Here is a 19,663-nt window from a genome sequence, read left to right as displayed (position 1 = left end):
CTCGATCGAATGCTGCGATTGCCTCCGCTTCCATTGTCGTCCCAGCCGTGACACCTGCCGAGCGGGCACATTGATCAGGCACCTCGCCCCACACCCTCGCCCCCACACCCTCGTCCGAGTCCGTCCGCCGCTGACGTGCCGTCAGGACCGCGCTGGACCAGCGGCCCCGCACCGACCGGTGACCGGACCGCGATATGGGGTCGACAGAACGCGTACGGATGGAGCAGGGTTTCCCGCATGCCTGATCTTTCGCCGCCGTGGTTGCCGGCCGGCTATCAGAGCCGGCCGGCGACCACGGCCGACGTCCGCGCGATCCACCGCCTCGTCACGGCCTGCGAGCTCGAACTGGACGGTCGTGCCGAGACCGATCTCGACACCATCGCCGCCGACCTCGCCCGTCCCGGTCTGGCACCGGAGCTGGACACGCTGCTGGTGTACGACCCGGTGGGGGAACTGGTCGCCAGGGCCTGGGTGAACCGGCGTTCCGAGGTCGACGTCCACCCGGGCCACCGTAGCCGGGGCCTGGGCAGCTCGCTGCTCGCCTGGGTCGAGGCACGGGCCCGACAGGTGGGCACCGAGCGGCTCGTCCAGACCGCCTCGGACGGTGATCGGAGGGCCGGCGCGCTGCTGCGCTCGCGCGGGTACCAGGCGCTCGCCGCCGCCTGGCTGTTGGAGATCGCGATGCCCGCCGAGCCGGCGGTGCCCGAGCCGCCGAGGGGCATCACCGTGCGGCGGTTCCTGCCCGGCGACGAGCGAGCGGCGCACCAGCTCACCGAGGACGCGTTCGACGAGTGGCAGCAGCGTCGAAAGTCCTACGAGGAGTGGGCCCGGCTCACCGTCGAGCGCGCCACGTTCGGACCGGCGGTCTCACCGGTGGCCTTCGCCGGTGACCAGCTGGTCGGCGCGGTGCTGTCGCTGGACGCCCCGGATTCCGACGAGGGGTACATCGAGCGGGTCGCGGTCCGACGCGACCACCGCGACCGGGGGATCGCCCGCGTGCTGCTCCGGCACGCCTTCCGTGACTTCTACCGGCAGGGGCGGCGGACCTGCACGCTGTGGACGCACTCGGAGACCGGCGCGCTGTCGCTGTACGAGCGGGTGGGCATGACGGTCCGGTGCAGCTCCACGGTCTACAGCAAGGCGCTCACTGCCCGGGAGCGGTAGCCACGTTCGGGCTGCCGCCCCCAGCCGGGCCGGACCGGCGGCTAGGGCGGGGGCGCAGCGCCCTCACTGGGCCGCCGTGTGCTCCAGCACGCGGGTGATCAGTGGCACGTCGGCCTTGGGAATGATGATCACGTGCTGCTCGCCGGCCGCGAGGAGGTCGAAGCGGGCCAGCTTGGGGTGGCCGGCCTTCTTGTCCGAGCGGGTCAGGCTGAACGGGCCGCACACCGTGGCGGTCTCCTTGGTGCGGCGGTTCTGCCAGCTGATCTGGTCGGCCGCCAGGTACAGGCTGCCGGGTGCCGTCTGCGGGATCGTGCGCCCCTTGCCGATCTTCAGCAGCCGGACCGTGCCCAGCGTGGAGCTGAGGCAGGTCACCTGGAGGGTGGTGCCCGCCGCCAGGTCGGCCAGGTCCTGCTCGGTGGTGAACCGCCGGATCCGCAGGGCTGCGAGGATGACGTCGGAGAAGGTCCTGGTGCCGCCGGCGCGGCGGATCTTGGTGGTCATGATCGCAGATCTTGACAGAGCGGCGCAGGTGCCCGGTCAGCGGGGTCCGCCTCGGTATTCTCAGCGGATCCACAGCTTCGCGACAGCCGGCTCTCAGCCGGGTGGCCGAGGGTCGGGGCCATGTCTGCGCATCGATCTCCCGCCCCCGCTGGGCGCCCCGAACTGTCCCGGGCCGACGGCTCGCCGGTCCGCGTGCTCGTGGTGGACGACGAGACGGCCATCGCCGAGCTGCTCTCCATGGCCCTGCGGTACGAGGGCTGGCAGGTGCGCACGGCGGGGGACGGGGCCGGCGCGTTGCGCGGCGCGCGGGAGTTCCGGCCGGACGCGGTGGTCCTGGACGTGATGCTGCCGGACTTCGACGGTCTGGAGGTGCTCCACCGGCTGCGGCGGGACGAGCCGGACGTCCCGGTGCTGTTCCTGACCGCCAAGGACGCGGTCGAGGACCGGATCGCCGGACTGACGGCGGGTGGCGACGACTACGTGACCAAGCCGTTCAGCCTGGAGGAGGTGGTGGCCCGGCTGCGCGGGCTGCTGCGTCGCTCGGGGGCGGCGGCCGCGCGCAGCGAGTCGGTGATCGTGGTCGGCGACCTGACGCTGGACGAGGACAGCCACGAGGTCAGCCGGGCCGGCCGGCCGATCGAACTGACCGCCACGGAGTTCGAGTTGCTGCGGTACCTGATGCGCAACCCGCGCCGGGTGCTGAGCAAGGCGCAGATCCTGGACCGGGTCTGGTCCTACGACTTCGGCGGTGCGACCAATGTGGTCGAGCTGTACATCTCCTACCTGCGCCGCAAGATCGACGCGGGCCGGCCGCCGATGATCCACACCCGCCGGGGCGCGGGCTACCAGCTCAAGCCGGCCGAGCCGCCGGACACCCCGGAGCCGCCGGACACCCTGGAGTCGCCGGACGTCCCGCAGTCGCCGTGCGCGGCCGAGCCGCGGTGAGGCGGCAGGCCGGCCCGCGCCGTCGCTGGTCGCTGCGGACCCGGCTGCTGGTCTCCTCGATGTCGCTGATCGCGGTGGTCTGCGCGGTGGTCGGCGTGGTCACGGCCGTGGTCCTGCACCAGGACCTGTACGGGCAGCTGGACCACGCGCTCGGCGGCGTGGCGACGCGCGCGGCGGGGCCCGGCGGGCCGCCGCCCGGGTTGGCGGGTGGCGGTGGCCGTGACGACGACCTGGGCTTCGTGCTTGGTCCCGGCCAGCCGCTGGCGACGCTCGGCGCGGTGCTGAGCGACGGGCAGGCGGTGGCGGGCGGCATCAGCGCGGGGGCCGCCAGCCCCGGCATGACACCGCTCAGTACCGCGCAGCTGGCGGTGCTGGACCGGCTCGCGGCCGATCCGGCCGGCCGGCCGCACTCGGTGGACCTGCCCGGACTCGGCAGCTACCGAGTGGTTCTGACGTATCGTCATCTCAGTGGTGACCAGGTGGTGGTGGGCTTGCCCACAGCCGACCTGCAAGCCACCATGGATCGCCTGGTGGTCACCGAACTCTGCCTGTCGGCAGGTGCGTTGCTGGCCGTCGCGCTGGCCGGGTTCGTCCTCACCAACTCCGCGCTGCGCCCGCTGCGCCGGGTGGCGGCGACCGCGGCCCGGGTCTCCGAACTCCAGCTGCACCGCGGCGAGGTGATCCTGCACGAGCGGGTGTCGGCGGCCGACACCGACCCGCGGACCGAGGCCGGGCAGGTCGGCGCGGCACTCAACCAGCTGCTGGGGCACGTCGGTTCGGCGCTGGAGGCGCGGCACGCCAGTGAGACCCAGGTGCGCCAGTTCGTCGCGGACGCCAGCCACGAGCTGCGCACCCCGTTGGCCTCGATCCGCGGGTACGCCGAACTGACCAGGCGCGGGCGCGAGGAGATCGGCCCGGACACCCGGCACGCGCTGGGACGGATCGAGTCGGAGGCGACCCGGATGACCGCGCTGGTCGAGGACCTGCTGCTGCTGGCCCGCCTCGACGCGGGGCGGCCGTTGTCGCTGGCCCCGCTCGACCTCTCGCCGCTGGTGGTGGACTGCGTCAGCGACGCCCGCGCGGCCGGCCCCGAGCACCGCTGGCGCCTCGAGCTGCCCGACGATCCGGTGCTCGTCCAGGGCGACCGGGCCAGGCTGCACCAGGTGCTGGTCAACCTGCTCGGCAACGCCCGCCACCACACCCCGCCGGGGACCACCGTCACCGCCCGGGCCCGCCGCCAAGGCGCCCGGGTGCTGGTGGAGGTGGTGGACGACGGCCCGGGCATCCCGCCCGAGGCGCGGCCGCACATCTTCGACCGGTTCGCCCGCGGTGACGCCTCGCGCTCCCGGCACGCGGGCAGTACGGGGCTGGGGCTGGCGATCGTGCGGGCGGTGGTCGCGGCGCACGACGGTGAGGTGGGGATGGCGAGCGAGCCGGGCCGGACAGCGGTCACCGTCCTGCTACCGGCGGCGGGCTGAGCTGGCTCAGCGGTCGGCGCGGCTCGACTCCCGTTCCCAGTCCTCACGGTCGCGCAGGTAGCGCGGGGCGGCGGCGACGATCGACCGGGTCTCGGCCGTGCCCGGTCGCAGGCGCCAGCGGACGGATCCGGTGACCCGGGCGGCGCAGGAGTCGATGAAGGACTGGCAGGCCGTGCGCAGGTCGCCGAACCAGCGGCCTTCGAGCGCCTCGCGCACCCAGAGCTGTTCCAGGTGCATCTTCTCCCGGATGGTCTCCGCGTCCAGCGTCGCCGTCTCCAGGTGGCGGTAGCCGCGCAGCAGCAGTTCGGCCGCCGGCATCTCGCGCAGTTCGAGCACCTTCTGGCCGCCGGGGAGGTGTTCGAGCCCGCTGTAGCGGCCGATGCCGTGCGCGCCGGCCCGGTGGTTGAGCGTGTCGATGAGGATCCGGAGCGGGAGCCGGGTCCCGTCGAGGGAGATCGGGACCCCGCCGGCGAAGCCGATCTCGACCTCCTCGTCCGCGACCGCCTCGTCCCGCACGCTCCAGCGGTACAGGTGCTCCGGGACGGTGTGCTGCTCGGGATCGTCCAGCACACCGGACTCGAACTCCCGGCACCACAGGTTGGCGTCGATGCTGGCCACCCGCTTGCCCATGTGGACCAGCCCGATCTCCGCCAACTCGCGGGCCTTGCGCTGCCGGTCCACCGGCTCGAGGTCGTACGGAGTGCCGTAGTGGCCCTGGTAGCCGAGCAGGTCGAGCGCGCCGTTGAGCCGGCGCAGGGTGTTCTGTGAGCGGTTGGCCGTGTGCAGCACGCCCCAGGCGTCCAGCTCGACGGCGAGGTCCATGGCCAGCTCGGCGATCAGCGGTCTGCTGAGCGAGGAGCTGATCGGATGGGTGCCGAGGTAGACGGCCTGGGCGGCGATCGCCGGGCGGACGTACTCCTCGGCGAACCGCTCGCGCCCGTCGATCACGTGCAGCCGCACCGAGAGCCGCTCGGCGACCAGCCGCAGCTCGTCCAGATCCTCGCCGGCGCCGAGGTCCACGCTGACGGCGTGGATGTGGCCGAAGCCGGCCTTCGCCAGCCGGTGCAGCAGGTAGCTGCTGTCCAGGCCGCCGCTGAACAGGGTGACCACGGGCCGTCCCGGGGCGAACCGCTCCGGTCGCAGATCGGCGAAGGAGCGGATCGGCTCGGGACGCCGGGGGCGGGAGGTGGGTCTGGCAGCGTTCACCGTGCGGACTCCTGATCCATGATGCGCCGCAGTTCGGCGACGAACTCGGCCACCGTCGGCTCGAACAGCAGGGCCGCCAGCGGGACGTCCACGCCGAGCAGCTCGCGCATCGTCTCGACGACGCGGAGCACCTTGAAGGAGTCGCCCCCGAGGTCGAAGAAGTCCTCGTCGTGGCCGACGGCGGCGACCTGGAGGACCTCGCACCACACCTCGGCGACGGTGGCGTCCAGACCCGCGGCGGCAGGGTGCCCGGCAGGCCGCGTGGTCGGCGCGTCGGTGGACCGCTTCGCCGCCCACTCCTCCAGCAGCAGGCGGTCCAGCTTGCCGTTCGGCGTCAACGGCAGCTCGTCGGCCACCTCGAGGGTGGACGGCACCATGGCGTGCGGCAGCCAGCCGCGCAGCGCCTCGCGGACCGAGGAGGCCAGCCGCGCCGGGTCCACCCCGCGCTCCGGCACCAGGTACCCGGCCAGCCGTCTCTCGACGCCCGAGCCGTGCGCGACCACCGCCGCCTGCCGCACACCCGCGCACCGGACGGCCGTGGCCTCGATCTCGCCGAGCTCGATCCGGATGCCGCGGATCTTCACCTGCCGGTCGACCCGGCCGAGGAATTCGAGCGCGCCGTCCGGCCGGGCCCGCACCAGGTCACCGGACCGGTAGAGACGGCTGCCCGGGCCCGCAGCCGGGGAGTTGACGAACCGTTCGGCGGTGAGTTCGGGCTGGTTCAGGTACCCGAGGGCGAGGCCGGCGCCGCCGATGTAGAGCTCGCCGGGTTCTCCCTCGGGGACCGCGGCGCCGTCCTCGTCGAGGATCCACAGCCCGGTCTCCCGGATGGCGGCGCCGATCAGCACGGTGTCGAGGTCGGGATCGCGCGGGCACACCCAGGCGGTGCAGTAGATGGTGCACTCGCTGGGCCCGTAGAGATTGGTCAGCGAGGCGGTGGACCGCGCGTGAAAGCGCTTCACCAGCTCGGGGCTGAGCGGTTCGCCGCCGGTGAGCACCTGCCGCAGGCCGTCGTAGCGCTCGGCCGGATCGCGGGCCAGCAGGAAGAGTTCGAGCAGCGAGACCACGCAGTAGAAGGTGGTGATCCGGTGCTCCCGGATCAGCGCCGCGAGGTGGTCCGCGTCCCGCTGGCGGCCCGGCGCGGCGATCACGACGGCGGCCCCGGCGAGCATCGGCCAGTACAGCTCGCAGAGGTACATGTCGAAGCTGCACGCCGTGTGATGGATCATCCGGTCGTGCTCGTCCATCCGGTGCGTGTCCTGCAGCGCCGACAGCCTGGACACCAGCGCCCGGTGGCTGATCAGTGCGGCCTTGGGGCGGCCGGTGGAGCCCGAGGTGTAGATCACCACGGCGGGGTCGTCGGCCGAGCCGGCGGGTGGGGTGGGTGGGGGAGCAGCCTGCTCCGCCGCGTACTGATCATCCGTCAGGACCAGGTAGCCGGCTGCGGCGGAGAAGCGGTCGCGCAGTGCGGAGCTGGTCAGCAGGACCCGGGGCGCGCAGTCCTCCAGCGTCCGCAGGGTGCGCCGCGGCGGCTCGTGCACATCGATGGCCGCGTGTGCGGCGCCCGCGAAGACCACGCCCAGCACGGCCACCACGAACTCGACGGACCGCTCGTGGTAGACCGCGACGCGGTCCCGGGGCCGGACGCCGTGCGCACGCAGCGCGGCGGCGGTCCGCAGCACCCGGTCCTTCAACTCGCCCATGGTGAGCACGGTTTCGCCGGAGATCAGCGCGGGGAGTTCGGGGTGGCGCTGCCACCGTTCGAGCAGCAGGACGTCGATCCGGTGTTCCCGGTCGACCGCGGGGGTGGTCATGGTACGAACCTCACATCGGGCGGGGCGCGAAGGCTAGGGGTGTTCCGGGGCGAACTGGTCGAGATTGCCGACGAGGGCGTCCACCACCATGGCGGGGCTCTCGGTCAGCAGCATGTGTCCGCCCGGGACCCAGACGGTGCGGGTCTGCTCGCTGAACAGGGACCAGTCATCGGTCCGCTCCTCGGGGCACAGCTCGTCCTCGTCGCCGAAGACGGTGAGCAGCGGGCAGGCCAGCCGCGGGTGCGGCGCCGACCAGTAGTCCTGCACGGCGCGCAGGTCCGCCACGATGGTCGGCAGCACCAGCGCGAGCATCTCCCGGTCGGCGGCGAGCGAGTCCGGGACACCGCCGAACTCGGCCAGGATCTCCAGGACCTGCCGGGGGTCGTCGGTATCGCGCAGCGAGCGGTGCGCGGGATCGGGCCGTTCGGTCACCGCCCACTGCGAGACGACCACCAGGCCGGCGACCACCGGACCGGCCACCTCACGTTGGAGCGTGCGCACGGCCTCCAGGCCGATCACCGCGCCGGAGCACACGCCGACCACGACCAGCGGGGCGGTGCCGGGCAGCGCCCGCACGGTGGCCACGATGTCGGCCACCAGGCCCGGCAGTTCGGGGATCTCCTCGCGGATGCGTGACTCACGCCCGGGCAGTCTGGCCGTCGCCACCAGCCAGTCGGCCGGCGTGTGCGCGGCGAAGGCGGCACCGCCGGCCGCCCCGGCGCCGGCGTGCGGGATGACCAGGACGCGCAGCGCCGCGTCCCGGGGGTCGGCACCCTTGAGGGTGAAGGTCTTTGCGGACACGTTCCGTCTTTCCGATGGCGTCAGCTGGTGGTGGCGAACTCGGTGAGGGCCTGGGCCAGGTAGCCGGGATCCTTGGCCCCGACCAGCTCGCGCGCGGAGTGCATGGACAGCCCCGGCACCCCGACGTCGACCGTCGTGACGCCCAACCGGGCGGCCGTGATCGGCCCGATCGAAGTGCCGCAGGGCATCGCGTTGTTGGAGACGAAGCGCTGCCACGGCACCTCGGCGCGCTCGCAGGCGGCCACGAAGGCGGCCAGTCCGGTGCCGTCGGTGGCGTAGCGCTGGTTGACGTTGACCTTCACCACGGGGCCGCCGTTGGGCAGCGGCTGGTTGTCCGGATCGTGCCGCTCGCTGTAGTTGGGGTGCACCGCGTGCGCCATGTCGGCCGACACGCAGAGCGCGCCCGCCAGGGCGCGCGCCCAGTCCTCGCCGTGGCCGCCCCGGGCGGCCACCGAGCGGCTCAACACCCGCTCCAGCAGCGGACTCTGGGCACCGGTCTCGGAGCCGCTGCCGACCTCCTCATGGTCGAAGGCGGCGAGCACCGGGATCAGCGGGGGGTGCACGGCGCCGGTGCCCGACGACCAGTGGTCGGCGGCCGCCGTCAGCGCGGCGACGCCCGCGTGCACGGAGACCAGGTTGTCCAGCCGCGAGGAGACCAGGAACTCGCGTTCCGCGCCGAGATGGCCGGGCGCCTGGATGTCGTGCAGCATCAGGTCCCAGCCGAGGATCTCCACGGGGTCGAGCTCGGCCTGGTGCGCGATCCGGCGCAGCAGCGCGCCCTGCTCCGGGGCGCCCAGCGACCAGATCGGCTGGGTCTGGCGCTGGCGGTCGAGCGTCATGCCGTCGTTCACCGAGCGGTCCAGGTGGATGGCCAACTGCGGTACCCGGAACAGCGGTTCGTCGATCTTGACCAGGGCCGAGGTGCCGTTGCGCAGGGTGAGCCGCCCGGAGATGCCCAGGTCCCGGTCGAGCCAGGTGTTGAGCGGCACGCCTCCGTAGACCTCGACGGCGACCTGGCGCCACCCGGCGGCGCCGGTGTCGGGCGTCGGCTTGACCCGCAGGTTGGGGGAGTCGGTGTGCGCGCCGAGGATCCGGAACGGGGTGTGGGCGGGGGCGCCCTCGGGGACGTACCAGGCGATCAGCGCGCCGCCGCGGGCGATGAAGCTGCCGCCGTGGTGGCCCGTCCACTCCTTGGTCCCGCTCAACTCGGTGAAGCCGGCCTTCTCCAGGCGGCGAGCGGCCTGCGCCACGGCGTGGTAGGGGGAGGAACTGTCCTTGAGGAAGGCGAGCAGGTCCTCGGTGTGGCTGGGGTCGGTGGCCAGGGTCATTCGGCGTCCGTCTCTCGGGCTGTGAAGTGAGGGTTGATCAACTCCGCGACCCGACGGGCGGGTTGCGCGCAGAAGTCTTCGAGCAGCGCGGCGTAGCCGGCCAGCAGGTCGTCGGCCGACTCCCGGTCCCACAGGTCCGCCGAGTACTCCAGGAAGGTCCGGTAGCCGAGTTGCGGATCGCGGCGCGGTGACAGGCCGAAGCACAGCTCCGCCCGGGCCACCGGCGGGGCCAGATCCGCCACTTGGACGTCGAGCCCGGGGATCTCGATCTCGGTGTCGGTGTAGTTCTGGAAGGCCAGCGTGTTCGGTACCCGGTCCGGGACCTCGGTGGCGCCGGCGTCGCGCATCGCCTGCAGGATCAGCGCGGTGGGCAGCACGTTCGCCAGCGCGGCCAGCGCGCCCGCGCCGGTACGGCTGACCAGATCGGCGACGCTCTCGGCCGGGTCGATCCGTACCCGGACCAGCACCGCCCTGGCGGTCACCGACACCAGCGTCTCGGTGTCCGCGCCCTCGCGGTTGACGTACGGGACGCTCAGCAGCACGTCATGCTCACCGGAGAGCCGGGCGAGGTGCACCCCGAGCGCCGCGACCGTGACCGCGAACGGGGTGACCCGCTGTGCCGTCGCGAACTCCTCGATGCGACTTCGGACTTCGCCGGAGAGCAGGCCGCGTACGGTGCCGCCGGCACCGCTCAGCCGGTCGGTCCTGGGGCGGTCGGTGGGGATGTCGAGCCGGCACGGCACGCCCGCCAGGTAGGCGGCGCAGTGCGCGGCCCGGCGTGCCTCGGCTTGCGGATCCCGGGTCGCCCGCTGCTGCCGGGCGTAGTCGGTGGCCTGGGCGGTGGGCGCGGCGAGGGCGGGCGGGAGGCCGGCCGCCGCCGCCCGGTAGAGCTCGGCCAGCTCGCCGAGCAGCACCGAATGGGCCCAGCCGTCCGCGCTGATGTGGTGCAGCACGAACATCAGCACCCATTCCTGCGGCGCGAGCCGCAGCAGCCGCAGCCGGGGCCGCGTCGACCGGGTGATGTCGATGGGGGCGGCGGCCAGCTCCTGGCACGTCCTGTCGGCACGGGCGGCCCGGCGCTCGGGTGCCAGGCGGCTGAGGTCGTCGATCCGCAGGCGCAGCGGCCCCGCGGCCAGCACCTCCTGCGACCAGATGCCGTCCTCGTCCTGGACGAAGCGGGTGCGCAACGCCTGGTGACGGTTGATCAGCTCGGTGAGCGCCGAGCGCAGCGCGTCGAGGTCCAGCGCGCCGCCGAATCGGATCGTGGTGGGCACGTTCCAGATCTGCGGCTGCGGCAGGGAGAAGTGACCGGCGAGCATCCGGTCCTGCTGGTCGCTCACCGGGGCCCGGTCGAGCACCTGCTCCTCGTCCGGGATGGCCGGCGGTGCAGACGGCGCAGACGCCGCAGACGGCGCAGGCGGCTCAACCGGCTCAGGTGGCGCAGGCGGCTCGGTGGCCTGGGTCGCTGCGGGGCCGCCCAGCTGCCGGGCCATCGCGCCCAGGGTCGGCTCGGCGAAGAAGTCCGCCAGCGGGACGTCGGCCCCCAGCTCCGCGCGCACCCGGTTGACCAGCCTGATCGCCGAGATCGAATCGCCGCCGACGTCGAAGAAGTCGGTGTCGGCGGCCAGGTCGTCGCGCCGCAGGACCGACCGCCAGACGGCGCGCAGCCCGGCCGGCACCTGGTGGCCGGTCGGCCCCGCGAGCCGCCGGGCGGGCGCGGCGGCGGTGTCCCGCACCAGCGCGGCGCCGTCGCCCGTCATCAGCCGCAGCACGCGGTCGAGGTCCCCGAGGTAGTCGCGCACCGTCGCGGAGTCGAAGAGGTCCGCGTCGTAGCGGATCCGCAGCCGCAAGCCGGTGCTGCTCCGGACGGCCATCAGGGCCATCTCGAGCGGCGCGGAGCAGGCGCCGCCCGCGACCTCCTCGGCGCGCAGTCCCGGCAGGCGCAGCCGGGTCAGCGGCGCGGTGTCGAGGTCCGCCGACACGGTGATCAGCGGTCGCGGGTTGCCGCGGTCGGGGTTGACCTCCGCCAACAGCGCGTCCAGGTCCACGTGTTGACGGCCGTCCGCGTCGATCAGCGCGTCCCGGGTGGCCCGCACCGCGGCGGTCAGCGAGGTCTGCGCGGTCAGCGACACGCGCAGTGGCAGCACGGCGGCCTGGAAGCCCACCGTGCCGGCGTCCTGCGGCGCCCGCCGTCCGAAGGTCGAGCCGACCACGAACTCGTCCTGGCCCGAGCGTTCGCGCAGCACCAGCTGCCAGGCGGTGAGCAGGGTGGCGAAGAGGGTGACGCCCTGCCGGCCGCTCCACTCCTGGAGCTCGAAGCCGCGGGCGCGGTCCAGGCGGAGCTCGACGGCGTCACCGTGCCCCGCCACCCGGCGGCCGCGCGGCCGGTCGGTGGGCAGCGCGAGGACCGGCGGCAGCGGCGTGAGAGACCGCCGCCACCAGGCCAGATCGGCCGGATCCCGGGCGGGTTCGACGGTGTCCAGGGTGCTGCCGGCGGGCGCCGCGAAGCGGGCGGGGCGGCCTTCGACGGCGGCCGTGTAGAGCTCTTCGAGATCGGCGGCCAGCAGGCGGGCCGAGTGCCCGTCGGTGACGAGGTGGTGCAGGCCCAGCAGCAGGACGTGGTCGTCCTCGGCGAGGATCAGCAGCCGGGGCGTGAAGAGCGGGCCCTCGGCCAGGTCGTAGGGTCGCGAGCTCTCCTCGCGCAGCGCGGCGGCGATGGCGGCCCCGGCGTCCTGCCCCCGGGCGTCGGTCGGCTGGAGCGCGGCGCGCGGCTGGGCCCGGACGAGCTGCTGGACCGTCTGGTCCGCGCCGCCCGCGCGGAATACGGTCCGCAGGCCGGCGTGCCGCTCCACCAGGCCCGCCACGGCGGCGGTCAGCGCCGTCCGGTCGAGGGCGCCGCGCAGCCGCACCGCCTGGATCTCGTTGTAGGCGGCGCGGTCGCCGATCAGCTGGCAGGCGAGCCAGAGCCGGCGCTGGGCGTCGGTGGCGGGTGCGCAGAGGTCGTCGAGCGGTGCGGGCGTGGGCAGTTCGTTCGGCGGCCCACCAGGTGCCGACAGCTCGGTGGTCGGGCGGGATGCGGCGCCGTGCTCGCCCCGGCGCAGCGCGTCCAGCCGCTCCAGCCCGGTGCGGATCAGCTCGGCGGGCAGGCCGAAGTCGACCAGCGCGGCGATCTCGTCGACGCCTGCCACCCGCAGTGCCTCCACCACCGGGGCGCAGGTGTCGGGCGTGCCGATCAGCGCCCGCTCGTCGCAGTACCGGTCGTAGGCCCGGCGGAAGAGGTACTCCAGGTCCTCCTCGCTCGCCTCGGCCACCGCCCGCGGGTCGCCGCCGAGCGCGCCCGCCGCGGCGCGCAGCAGCAGCGAGGAGCGCAGGTAGCGGATCATCGGCTCGCGCGCCTGCGCCCGGGCGCTCGCGTGGTCCTCGCCGAGATAGGTGTGCAGCAGCACGGTGACCCGGCCCGCGTCCGGGTCCAGGCCGTGCTGCTCGCGGGTCTTGCGGTAGTGGCTCAGGTGCTCCGCGAGTTCCGCGACCGTCTGGTTCATCAGGTTGGTGACGATGCCCAGATCGCGCCGGGCCGCCTCCTCGTACGACTCCCGCCGCCCCGAGGTGGCGAGGAACATCGGCGGCAGGTCCTGCACGGGCCGGGGGTGGACGCGGACCTCGGTCGGCCGGCCGGCGCCGGTCTGCCGCCGCAGGGTGCCGCCGCGCCAGAGCGTGCGGACGTCCTCCAGGTGGGCGAGGCCGATCTCGGTACGGCGTGCGAAGCGGTCCGGGTGCAGGGCGAAGTCCTGCGCGTGCCAGCCGGTGGCGCAGCCGAGGCCGACCCGCCCGCCGGACAGGTTGTCGACGACCGACCACTCCTCGGCGACCCGGAGCGGATCGTGCAGCGGGAGCACGACGGAACCGGCGTTGAGCCTGATCCGGCTGGTCTCCCGGGCCAGCGCGGCGGCCAGCACCGACGGGTTGGGGAAGAGGCCGCCGAAGGAGTGGAAGTGGCGCTCGGGTATCCAGAGCGAGCTGAAGCCGCGCTCGTCGGCGAACCGGGCCGTCTCGATGATCCGCTGGTAGGCGTCGGCCGGTGAGCCGGCGGGAGCTGACTCGCCGTCCCGGGCGCTGTCGGACCGGGCGCTGTCGGCCTGCGGCTGGTCGCCGAAGAAGTACACCCCGAACTCGGGGGTCGGACGCGGACGGTCGGGCTTCGGCGTCGAGCGCGTACGCACGCGGGTGGTGGGGAAGAAGCCGCCCTGGCGCAGGGCGCGCAGCGAGTCCTTCACCGCGTCCGAGACCCGTTCGAGGTCGCCGTCGGTGTGGGCGGTGGAGAGGTAGCAGCTGCGCCACTCCCACACGTAGACGCCGCGCAGCAGCAGGTGCTGGTGGAGCAACTCCAGGTCGGCCCGGTGGGTGAACCGGAACATCGACCCGAAGTGGCTGAACTCCAGCGGGAATTCCTCCTCGCGGAAGAACGCGTTCAGGTCGGCGGCCAGCGCGTCGGTACGGGAGTTGAGCCGCTCCTGCAGGACCGGGCCCTCGGCGACCAGCCGATCGAGCACCGCCTTGGCCGCCACCATCGAGAGCGGATGCTGCAGGTAGGTGCCGCCGAAGAAGGTGGTCTCGACCTCCGGACGGCTGTCGTCGCCGTACTGCCAGAAGCCGCCGTCCACGCCGTCCAGGATATCGGCGCGGCCGGCGATCGCGCCGATCGGGAACCCGCTGCCGAGCGCCTTGCCGTAGGTGGCCAGGTCGGGGACGACGCCGAAGTGGTGCTGCGCGCCGCGCGGATGGGAACGCAGGCCGGTGAGCATCTCGTCGAAGAGCAGCACGATGCCGCGGCGCCGGGTGAGTTCGCGCAGCGCCCGCAGGAACTCCACCGGGCGCAGCGCGGGATGGCGACACTGGACCGGCTCGACCAGCACCGCGGCGATGCTGTCGCCGAGCTCGTCGATCCGCTCCAGGGCTTCCTGACTGCCGTATTCGAGGACCAGCAGTTCGGCCACGGCGCTGTCCGGAATGCCGGGCGACACCGGCACGGCGGGCCCGCCGTTCGGACCCGGGCGGCCCAGCACGGAGTCCAGGTGGCCGTGGTACGAGCCGCGGAACATGACGATCCGGTCGCGTCCGGTGGCGGCCCGGGCGAGCCGGATGGCGGCGGCGTTGGCCTCGGTGCCGGAGGTGGCGAACGCGACCCGCTCCAGGCCGGTCAGCTCGGCGAGCTGCTGGGCGACCTCACCGGCTTCGACCGGCCGGGGGCCGAACCGCAGGCCCTGGGCGAGGTGGCGCTGGACGGCCTCGGTGACGAACTCCGGCTCGTGGCCGAAGAGGAGGGCGCCGAAGCCCATGGTGATGTCGGTGTAGTCGTTGCCGTCCAGGTCGGTCAGCCGCGCGCCCCGGGCCGAGCGGGCTGCCAGGGGGTACAAGGTCTCCTTGGTGGCGCGGCGGAAGCCGACCACGGCCCGGCTGTCGGCGAGCACGGCGCGCTGGCGCTGGGCCAACTCCTTGGACCCGCGAGTGCGCTCGGTCAGGCGGCGGGCGAGCTCGGCGGCGTGCGCGCGCTGGGTGGCGGTGGCGGTGTCACCGGCCATGCCGGAGCCGGGCGGCAGGGTCACTCGAGGGCCGTGCACGGCGGGGGCCGGTTCGTGGGCGGGAGCGGGGCTTGGGGGCGCGAGCTGCCGCTTGGCCGCCGCCAGTTGCGCCGTGACCTGTCGGGAGAGTGCCGCGGCCCGGTCCGCCGCGCTCGGGCTCATCGGCCGCGCTCGGCGGTGAGCAGTGCGACCGCGTCGGAGAGTTGGCTGAGCATGGCCGCCTGCGTCTCGGCGAGCAGCGTGATCTGACGGTTGAGCTCGGCGAGTTCGGCCCGGCTCGCGTACTCGGCGGCGGCCGGGGTCTCGCGCTCCTGAGCCGTCGCCGCGGCTGCGGGCGCGGCTGCGGGTATGGGTATGGGTACTGCTGCGGGTTCCGTGCTCACCTGCCCGGTCCGCTCGGCTATCAGATGGGCCGTCAGTTCCGGTGTGCCGGCCTCCTCCAGGATCTCCCGGACCGCGATCCTGGCCCCGAACTCGCCCTCCAACTGCCGTAGCATACCGATGAGTTGGAGCGAGTCGGCACCGAGGCCGACGAAGGTCCGCCCGGCGTCCAGTTCCTCGACGCGGTAACCGAGGTGGGCCGCGGTGAGCTCAAGTACCCGCTTGAGTATCGCCTGTTCGGTCATGCCGTCCTCCATGGTGCGTTGGTGTGCGGGTACGCGGTCCACTGCCGGGCCGGGGTGCGGCAGACCGGTGTGCGGCAGACCGGTGTGCGGCGGCAGACCCTGGTGCGGCGGCGGACCGATCCAGTACGACCGATGCTGGAACGGGTACCCGGGCAGCGGGATCCGCCGCCCGGCGGAGCCGTCCAGCACGGCCGCCCAGTCGATGTCCACGCCGGCGCAGTGCAGTTGGGCCACCGCCAACCAGAGACCGTCCAGGTCGCCGCCGTGGCCCTGGGTCGGCACGCAGCGGGTGCGATCGGGCAGCGCGTGGCGGGCCAGGCCGGTCAACGTCGCGCCGGGCCCCAGCTCGACCAGCGGACCGGCCGGTGCCAGCGTGCGCAGCACCGCATGGAACTCGACCGGCTGCCGAGCCTGCCGGACCAGGTGGTCGGCGTCCGGCAGCCAGCCCACCGGGTGCGCCGTACCGTCCAGTCCGCTGACGAACTCCAGCTCCACCGGCCGAAGCCGCACCTGCTCGGCGGCGGCGCGCAACTCGTCGAGGATCGGGTCGAGCAGGGCCGAGTGGAAGGCCCGATCGACCGGGAGTGGCTCGTCCGCTTCCCCGTGCTCGGCCAGCCAGGCCCGCGCCGCCGCCACCGCCACCGGGCGTCCCGCCACGACATGCTGCGCGGGCCCGTTGGAGACGGCGAGTTCGAGGCGCCGGTCCGCGCGGGCAGCCCCGGCCCCGGCCCCGGCTTCGGCGGCGCCGACGGCGGCGATGAGCTGCCCGACCCGCTCGCGCGAGGCGAACACGGCGAGCATCGCGCCGGGTTCGGTCCGCTGCATCAGCCGGCCCCGCCGGCAGGTCAACCGCATGCCGTCCGCCAACGAGAGCGCTCCCGCGACGCACAGGGCCGCGTACTCCCCGACACTGTGCCCGGCCACTGCGGCCGGTAACACGCCGAGCTGCCGCCAGAGTTCGGCCTGCGCGACCTGCAGCGCGAAGATCGCCGGCTGGGCGAAGGCGGTGTCCCACGGCGCACGGTCCGTGCCGGACACCAGCCGGTCGAGGAAGTACCGCCGGCCGGTCTCCTGTTGATGGATCCGGGCGCACTCCTCGAGGACCTCGGCCACCACCGGGAACCGGGCGGCGAGCGCGCCGGCCATCCCGGGTCGGCCGCCGCCCTGACCGCTGAAGACGAAAGCGGGCGTGACCGGGGCCGTCACCGTCCCGGTCCGGTACCCGGCGGCGGGCGGCCTGCGGTACCCGTACCCGGTGGCGGGCGGCTCGGCGCCGCGCGGATCCGCCAGGAACGCGTCGAGCGCGCCGGCCCACCCGTCGGCGGGCACGGTGAGGACCAGCCGGTGGCGCAGGTGGCGGCGCCCGAGTGCGGTCGTCGTCAGCAGATCGGCCGGGTGCGACGCCGGGTGCCGCAGCAGCTCCGCGCGGAGTGAACGGGCGCTCTGCTCCAGTGCGGTGGGGCTCTGCGCCGACAGTGGCAGCAGCGCCGGAACCGGCGCGCCCGGGGGCCGCGCGGGAACCGGCGGGGCCTGTTCCAGGATCACGTGCGCGTTGGTGCCGCCCAGGCCGATGGCGTGCACGCCCGCCCGTCGCGGGTGGGCGTCCACCGGCCATGGCATGGCGCGCCGGGGCAGCGTGAACGGGCTCCGCTCGAGGTCCAGTCGCGGGTTGGGACAGGTGAAGTTCGCCAGCGGCGGGACGATGCCGTGCCGCAGCACCAGGATGGCCTTGATCAGTCCCGCCAGGCCCGCCGCGCTGTCCAGATGCCCGATGGCGGGCTTGGTGGAGCCGAGCGCGCAGTGGCCGACGCGGTCGGTGTGCCGGCGGAACGCCTCGGTGAGCGCGGCGAATTCGATCGGATCGCCCTTGAGGGTGCCGGTGCCGTGCGCCTCCAGGTAGCTGAGCGTGTCGGCGCCGACCCCGGCGGCGGCCAGCGCGCCGAGCACCGCGTCCCGCTGGCCCGCGATGCCCGGAGCCGCGAAACCGGCCCGGCCCGCACCGTCGTTGGTGACCGCCGAGCCCAGCACGACCGCGTGTACGGTGTCGCCGTCGGCCAGCGCCTTCGCCAGCGGTTTGAGCAGCACGGCGGCCACCCCGTTGCCGCCGACCGTGCCGTCCGCCGCCGCGTCGAAGGCCCGGACCGCCCCGCTCGCGGAGAGGGTCGAGCCGGGCACCCGGCGGCCCCCGGTGACCTGCGGCAGGTGCAGCGCGGCCGAACCGACCAGCATCAGGTCCGCCTCGCCCGCGAGCAGTGCCTGGCAGGCGAGATGGACCGAGACGAGGCCGCTGGAGCAGGCGGTCGCGACGTTCACCGCCGGCCCGTCCAGCCCGAGCCGGAACGCCGCCCGGGTGGCGGTGAAGTCGGGATAGTTGCCGACCTGGATCTGCTTGGCGGCGGCCCAGTCCTCGGTGCGGCTCAACTCGCCGATGTTGTTGGCCAGGTAGCTGTGCAGCGAGTGGAGGCGGTAGCCGACGCTCGCGTACACCCCGATCCGCCCGGTCCAGCCGGCGTAACCGCCGTCCTCCAGCGCGTGGTGGCAGCACTCCAGGAAGAGCCGCTGCTGCGGATCGGTCAGTGTCGCCTCGCGCCCGCTCATCCCGAAGAACTCGGCGTCGAACCCGTCGATGCCGGGCAGCAACGCGCCGGCACCGGTGAACTCCGGGTCCCGGTACCGGTCTTCGGGCACGCCCGCCGCCGCGAACTCGGCGTCGGTGAATCGGCGGACGTGCGAGACGCCGGACCGGATGTCGTGCCAGTACTGCTCGGGTGTCTCAGCGCCCGGAAATCTCAGCGCCATCCCGATGACCGCCACGCGCCGGTCCTGCATCGTCTTCCCTCTCCTTCTGCCTGCTCGCCGCCTCCGCCACCGCCTCCGCTCCCGCACCGTGGTGCCGCACCACCTGGGCCAGGAAGACCAGAGCGAGGACGATGGCGACGCCGTGCGATACCCCCACCACCGACAGCGGGCTGAAAGCGTCGAGTGCGGCGGCGACCGCGATCATGCCGAGGCCGAAACCGAGGTTCTCCACTGTGGCGGAGAGCCCGAAGGCGTGGCCGCGCAGGGTGGTCGGCAGCGTCTGCAGGTGCGAGGTGTACGACACTTCGGTCAGCCCGTCGGCCGCGCCCGCCAGCAGCGCGATCGGGACGGTCGCGGCCCACGGGAACCCCGCGAAGGCCAGGATGAAGGTGGCCGACATCGCGATGGTGCCGAGTCCGAAGCCCAACGCGCCGACCGTGCGTTCGGTGCGCCTGGTGTACTGCCGCAGCGCCTGCTGGACCAGCACGTTGCCGAGCGCCCAGACGCACCAGAAGACGCTGACGAAAACCGCCGGGTCGTGGGCGTCGAGTCGGGTGGAGTAGACGGGCAGCGCCGCGTTGTGCGAGGAGGAGCCCAGCGCGTCGACGCCGCGTAACGCCACCATCAACCCGAGCACCGGAGCCGCCGCCAGGGCCGTGATCGCGGCGGAGAACCGCTGCTTGCCGGCCGCGGCACCGCTGTCGGCACCGCTGTCGGCAGCGCCATCGGCCGGGTCGTCCTGCGCGGCCTGTCCGGTGTCACGGCCGGTGGGCCCCAGGGTCAGCGGCAGCAGTGCCACCGTCAGGGCGCAGACCAGGAAGGTGGCCATGTCCACCAGGAACGCCGCGCTGTAGCCGAGCAGCGAGACCACCACGCCGGAGGAGGCGAACCCGGCCACCATGGCCATCGAACGCCCGCTGACCATCAGCGAGTTCGCCCAGGTGTGCCGGCCGTCGCCGACCATGTGCGGGATCGAGCTGCGCAGCGCGACCATGAACAGCGTGCCCGCCCCGCCGACCAGCGCGGAGACCGTGAACAGCGCGGCCGGGCGCAGCCCGTGCGGGGCGGCCACCAGCAGCACCAGCGCCGCCGCCTGGCCCAGGTTGGTCCAGAGCATGACCCCCTTCGCCGACCACCGGGCCAGCACCGGCCCCGCGACCAGCCCGGCGGCGAACCCGGCGGCGAACCGCACGGCCAGGAACGCCCCGACGGCCAACGCCCGGCCGGTCACCGCGTACACGTACAGGTTGAGCGCCACCAGGTTCAGGAAGGTGCCGTACGAGGAGATCGAGTAGCCGGTCACCAGGATCCGGTACCGGCGTTCCAGGAGCACCGCCGTCCCGGACGTCACGAACGGACCCTCCGCCGAGCCGGAGGCGCCTCGTACGGCGTCAGACATGGGTGGCTTCCTTACCAGCACGT

The 19,663-nt window shown here is 73.8% G+C and carries 11 protein-coding genes; 3 read left to right on the top strand and 8 right to left on the bottom strand.

The genetic code is table 11. The annotated features are described in order from the left end of the window. Positions 1–237 precede the first annotated feature (237 nt). Entirely contained in the window at positions 238–1,164 is a 927-nt protein-coding gene (locus P3T41_RS26795; protein WP_280693081.1) for a GNAT family N-acetyltransferase, read from the top strand. A gap of 63 nt (positions 1,165–1,227) precedes the next feature. Here the strand turns inward: P3T41_RS26795 and P3T41_RS26790 are convergent, their stop codons facing one another. Next, positions 1,228–1,665 carry a hypothetical protein gene (locus P3T41_RS26790; RefSeq protein WP_280693080.1) on the bottom strand — a complete coding sequence of 146 codons (438 nt, stop codon included), beginning with the start codon at positions 1,663–1,665 and terminating at the stop codon, positions 1,228–1,230. A 120-nt stretch (positions 1,666–1,785) separates the two neighbouring features. Here P3T41_RS26790 and P3T41_RS26785 point away from each other — a divergent pair, with 120 nt between their 5' ends. Continuing rightward, positions 1,786–2,610 carry a response regulator transcription factor gene (locus tag P3T41_RS26785; RefSeq protein ID WP_280693079.1) on the top strand — a complete coding sequence of 275 codons (825 nt, stop codon included), beginning with the start codon at positions 1,786–1,788 and terminating at the stop codon, positions 2,608–2,610. Between the two features lie 59 nt (positions 2,611–2,669). Next, positions 2,670–4,088 (top strand): ATP-binding protein, encoded by a 1,419-nt coding sequence (locus tag P3T41_RS26780; RefSeq protein ID WP_280693119.1) that lies wholly within the window; start codon positions 2,670–2,672, stop codon positions 4,086–4,088. A gap of 6 nt (positions 4,089–4,094) precedes the next feature. Here the strand turns inward: P3T41_RS26780 and P3T41_RS26775 are convergent, their stop codons facing one another. The 7 genes from P3T41_RS26775 to P3T41_RS26745 are packed head-to-tail and all read right to left on the bottom strand — an operon-like array spanning position 4,095 to position 19,640. Beyond that, positions 4,095–5,294 (bottom strand): argininosuccinate synthase-related protein, encoded by a 1,200-nt coding sequence (locus P3T41_RS26775; RefSeq protein WP_280693078.1) that lies wholly within the window; start codon positions 5,292–5,294, stop codon positions 4,095–4,097. Further along, entirely contained in the window at positions 5,291–7,108 is a 1,818-nt protein-coding gene (locus tag P3T41_RS26770) for a non-ribosomal peptide synthetase (RefSeq protein WP_280693077.1), read from the bottom strand. The genes P3T41_RS26775 and P3T41_RS26770 overlap by 4 nt, the downstream gene beginning before the upstream one ends. A gap of 33 nt (positions 7,109–7,141) precedes the next feature. Next, positions 7,142–7,909, bottom strand: a complete 768-nt coding sequence (locus P3T41_RS26765; RefSeq protein ID WP_280693076.1) for a thioesterase domain-containing protein — start codon at positions 7,907–7,909, stop codon at positions 7,142–7,144. 20 nt (positions 7,910–7,929) lie between these two features. Continuing rightward, positions 7,930–9,237 (bottom strand): M18 family aminopeptidase, encoded by a 1,308-nt coding sequence (locus tag P3T41_RS26760; RefSeq protein ID WP_280693075.1) that lies wholly within the window; start codon positions 9,235–9,237, stop codon positions 7,930–7,932. Then, entirely contained in the window at positions 9,234–14,978 is a 5,745-nt protein-coding gene (locus tag P3T41_RS26755) for a MupA/Atu3671 family FMN-dependent luciferase-like monooxygenase (protein ID WP_280693074.1), read from the bottom strand. The genes P3T41_RS26760 and P3T41_RS26755 overlap by 4 nt, the downstream gene beginning before the upstream one ends. Further along, complete coding sequence (locus P3T41_RS26750) at positions 14,975–18,271, bottom strand: beta-ketoacyl synthase N-terminal-like domain-containing protein (protein WP_280693073.1); 3,297 nt, start codon at positions 18,269–18,271, stop codon at positions 14,975–14,977. Before P3T41_RS26750 ends, P3T41_RS26755 begins: the two co-directional genes overlap by 4 nt. Next, on the bottom strand, positions 18,216–19,640 hold the full coding sequence (locus P3T41_RS26745) for an MFS transporter (RefSeq protein WP_280693072.1): 1,425 nt from the start codon (positions 19,638–19,640) through the stop codon (positions 18,216–18,218). Before P3T41_RS26745 ends, P3T41_RS26750 begins: the two co-directional genes overlap by 56 nt. Positions 19,641–19,663 lie beyond the last annotated feature (23 nt).

This window comes from Kitasatospora sp. GAS204B, from assembly GCF_029892155.1.
GTDB lineage: Bacteria > Actinomycetota > Actinomycetes > Streptomycetales > Streptomycetaceae > Kitasatospora.
The sequence above is the reverse complement of the archived record's forward strand: the minus strand, read 5'-3'. Positions and strand labels throughout refer to the sequence as shown.

Coding starts and splice junctions, on each gene's coding strand:
- P3T41_RS26785 (WP_280693079.1), top strand. CDS start 1,786: ATGTCTGCGCATCGATCTCCCGCCCCCGCTGGGCGCCCCGAACTGTCC.
- P3T41_RS26770 (WP_280693077.1), bottom strand. CDS start 7,108: ATGACCACCCCCGCGGTCGACCGGGAACACCGGATCGACGTCCTGCTG.
- P3T41_RS26750 (WP_280693073.1), bottom strand. CDS start 18,271: ATGCAGGACCGGCGCGTGGCGGTCATCGGGATGGCGCTGAGATTTCCG.
- P3T41_RS26745 (WP_280693072.1), bottom strand. CDS start 19,640: ATGTCTGACGCCGTACGAGGCGCCTCCGGCTCGGCGGAGGGTCCGTTC.
- P3T41_RS26780 (WP_280693119.1), top strand. CDS start 2,670: ATGTCGCTGATCGCGGTGGTCTGCGCGGTGGTCGGCGTGGTCACGGCC.
- P3T41_RS26760 (WP_280693075.1), bottom strand. CDS start 9,237: ATGACCCTGGCCACCGACCCCAGCCACACCGAGGACCTGCTCGCCTTC.
- P3T41_RS26790 (WP_280693080.1), bottom strand. CDS start 1,665: ATGACCACCAAGATCCGCCGCGCCGGCGGCACCAGGACCTTCTCCGAC.
- P3T41_RS26795 (WP_280693081.1), top strand. CDS start 238: ATGCCTGATCTTTCGCCGCCGTGGTTGCCGGCCGGCTATCAGAGCCGG.
- P3T41_RS26755 (WP_280693074.1), bottom strand. CDS start 14,978: ATGAGCCCGAGCGCGGCGGACCGGGCCGCGGCACTCTCCCGACAGGTC.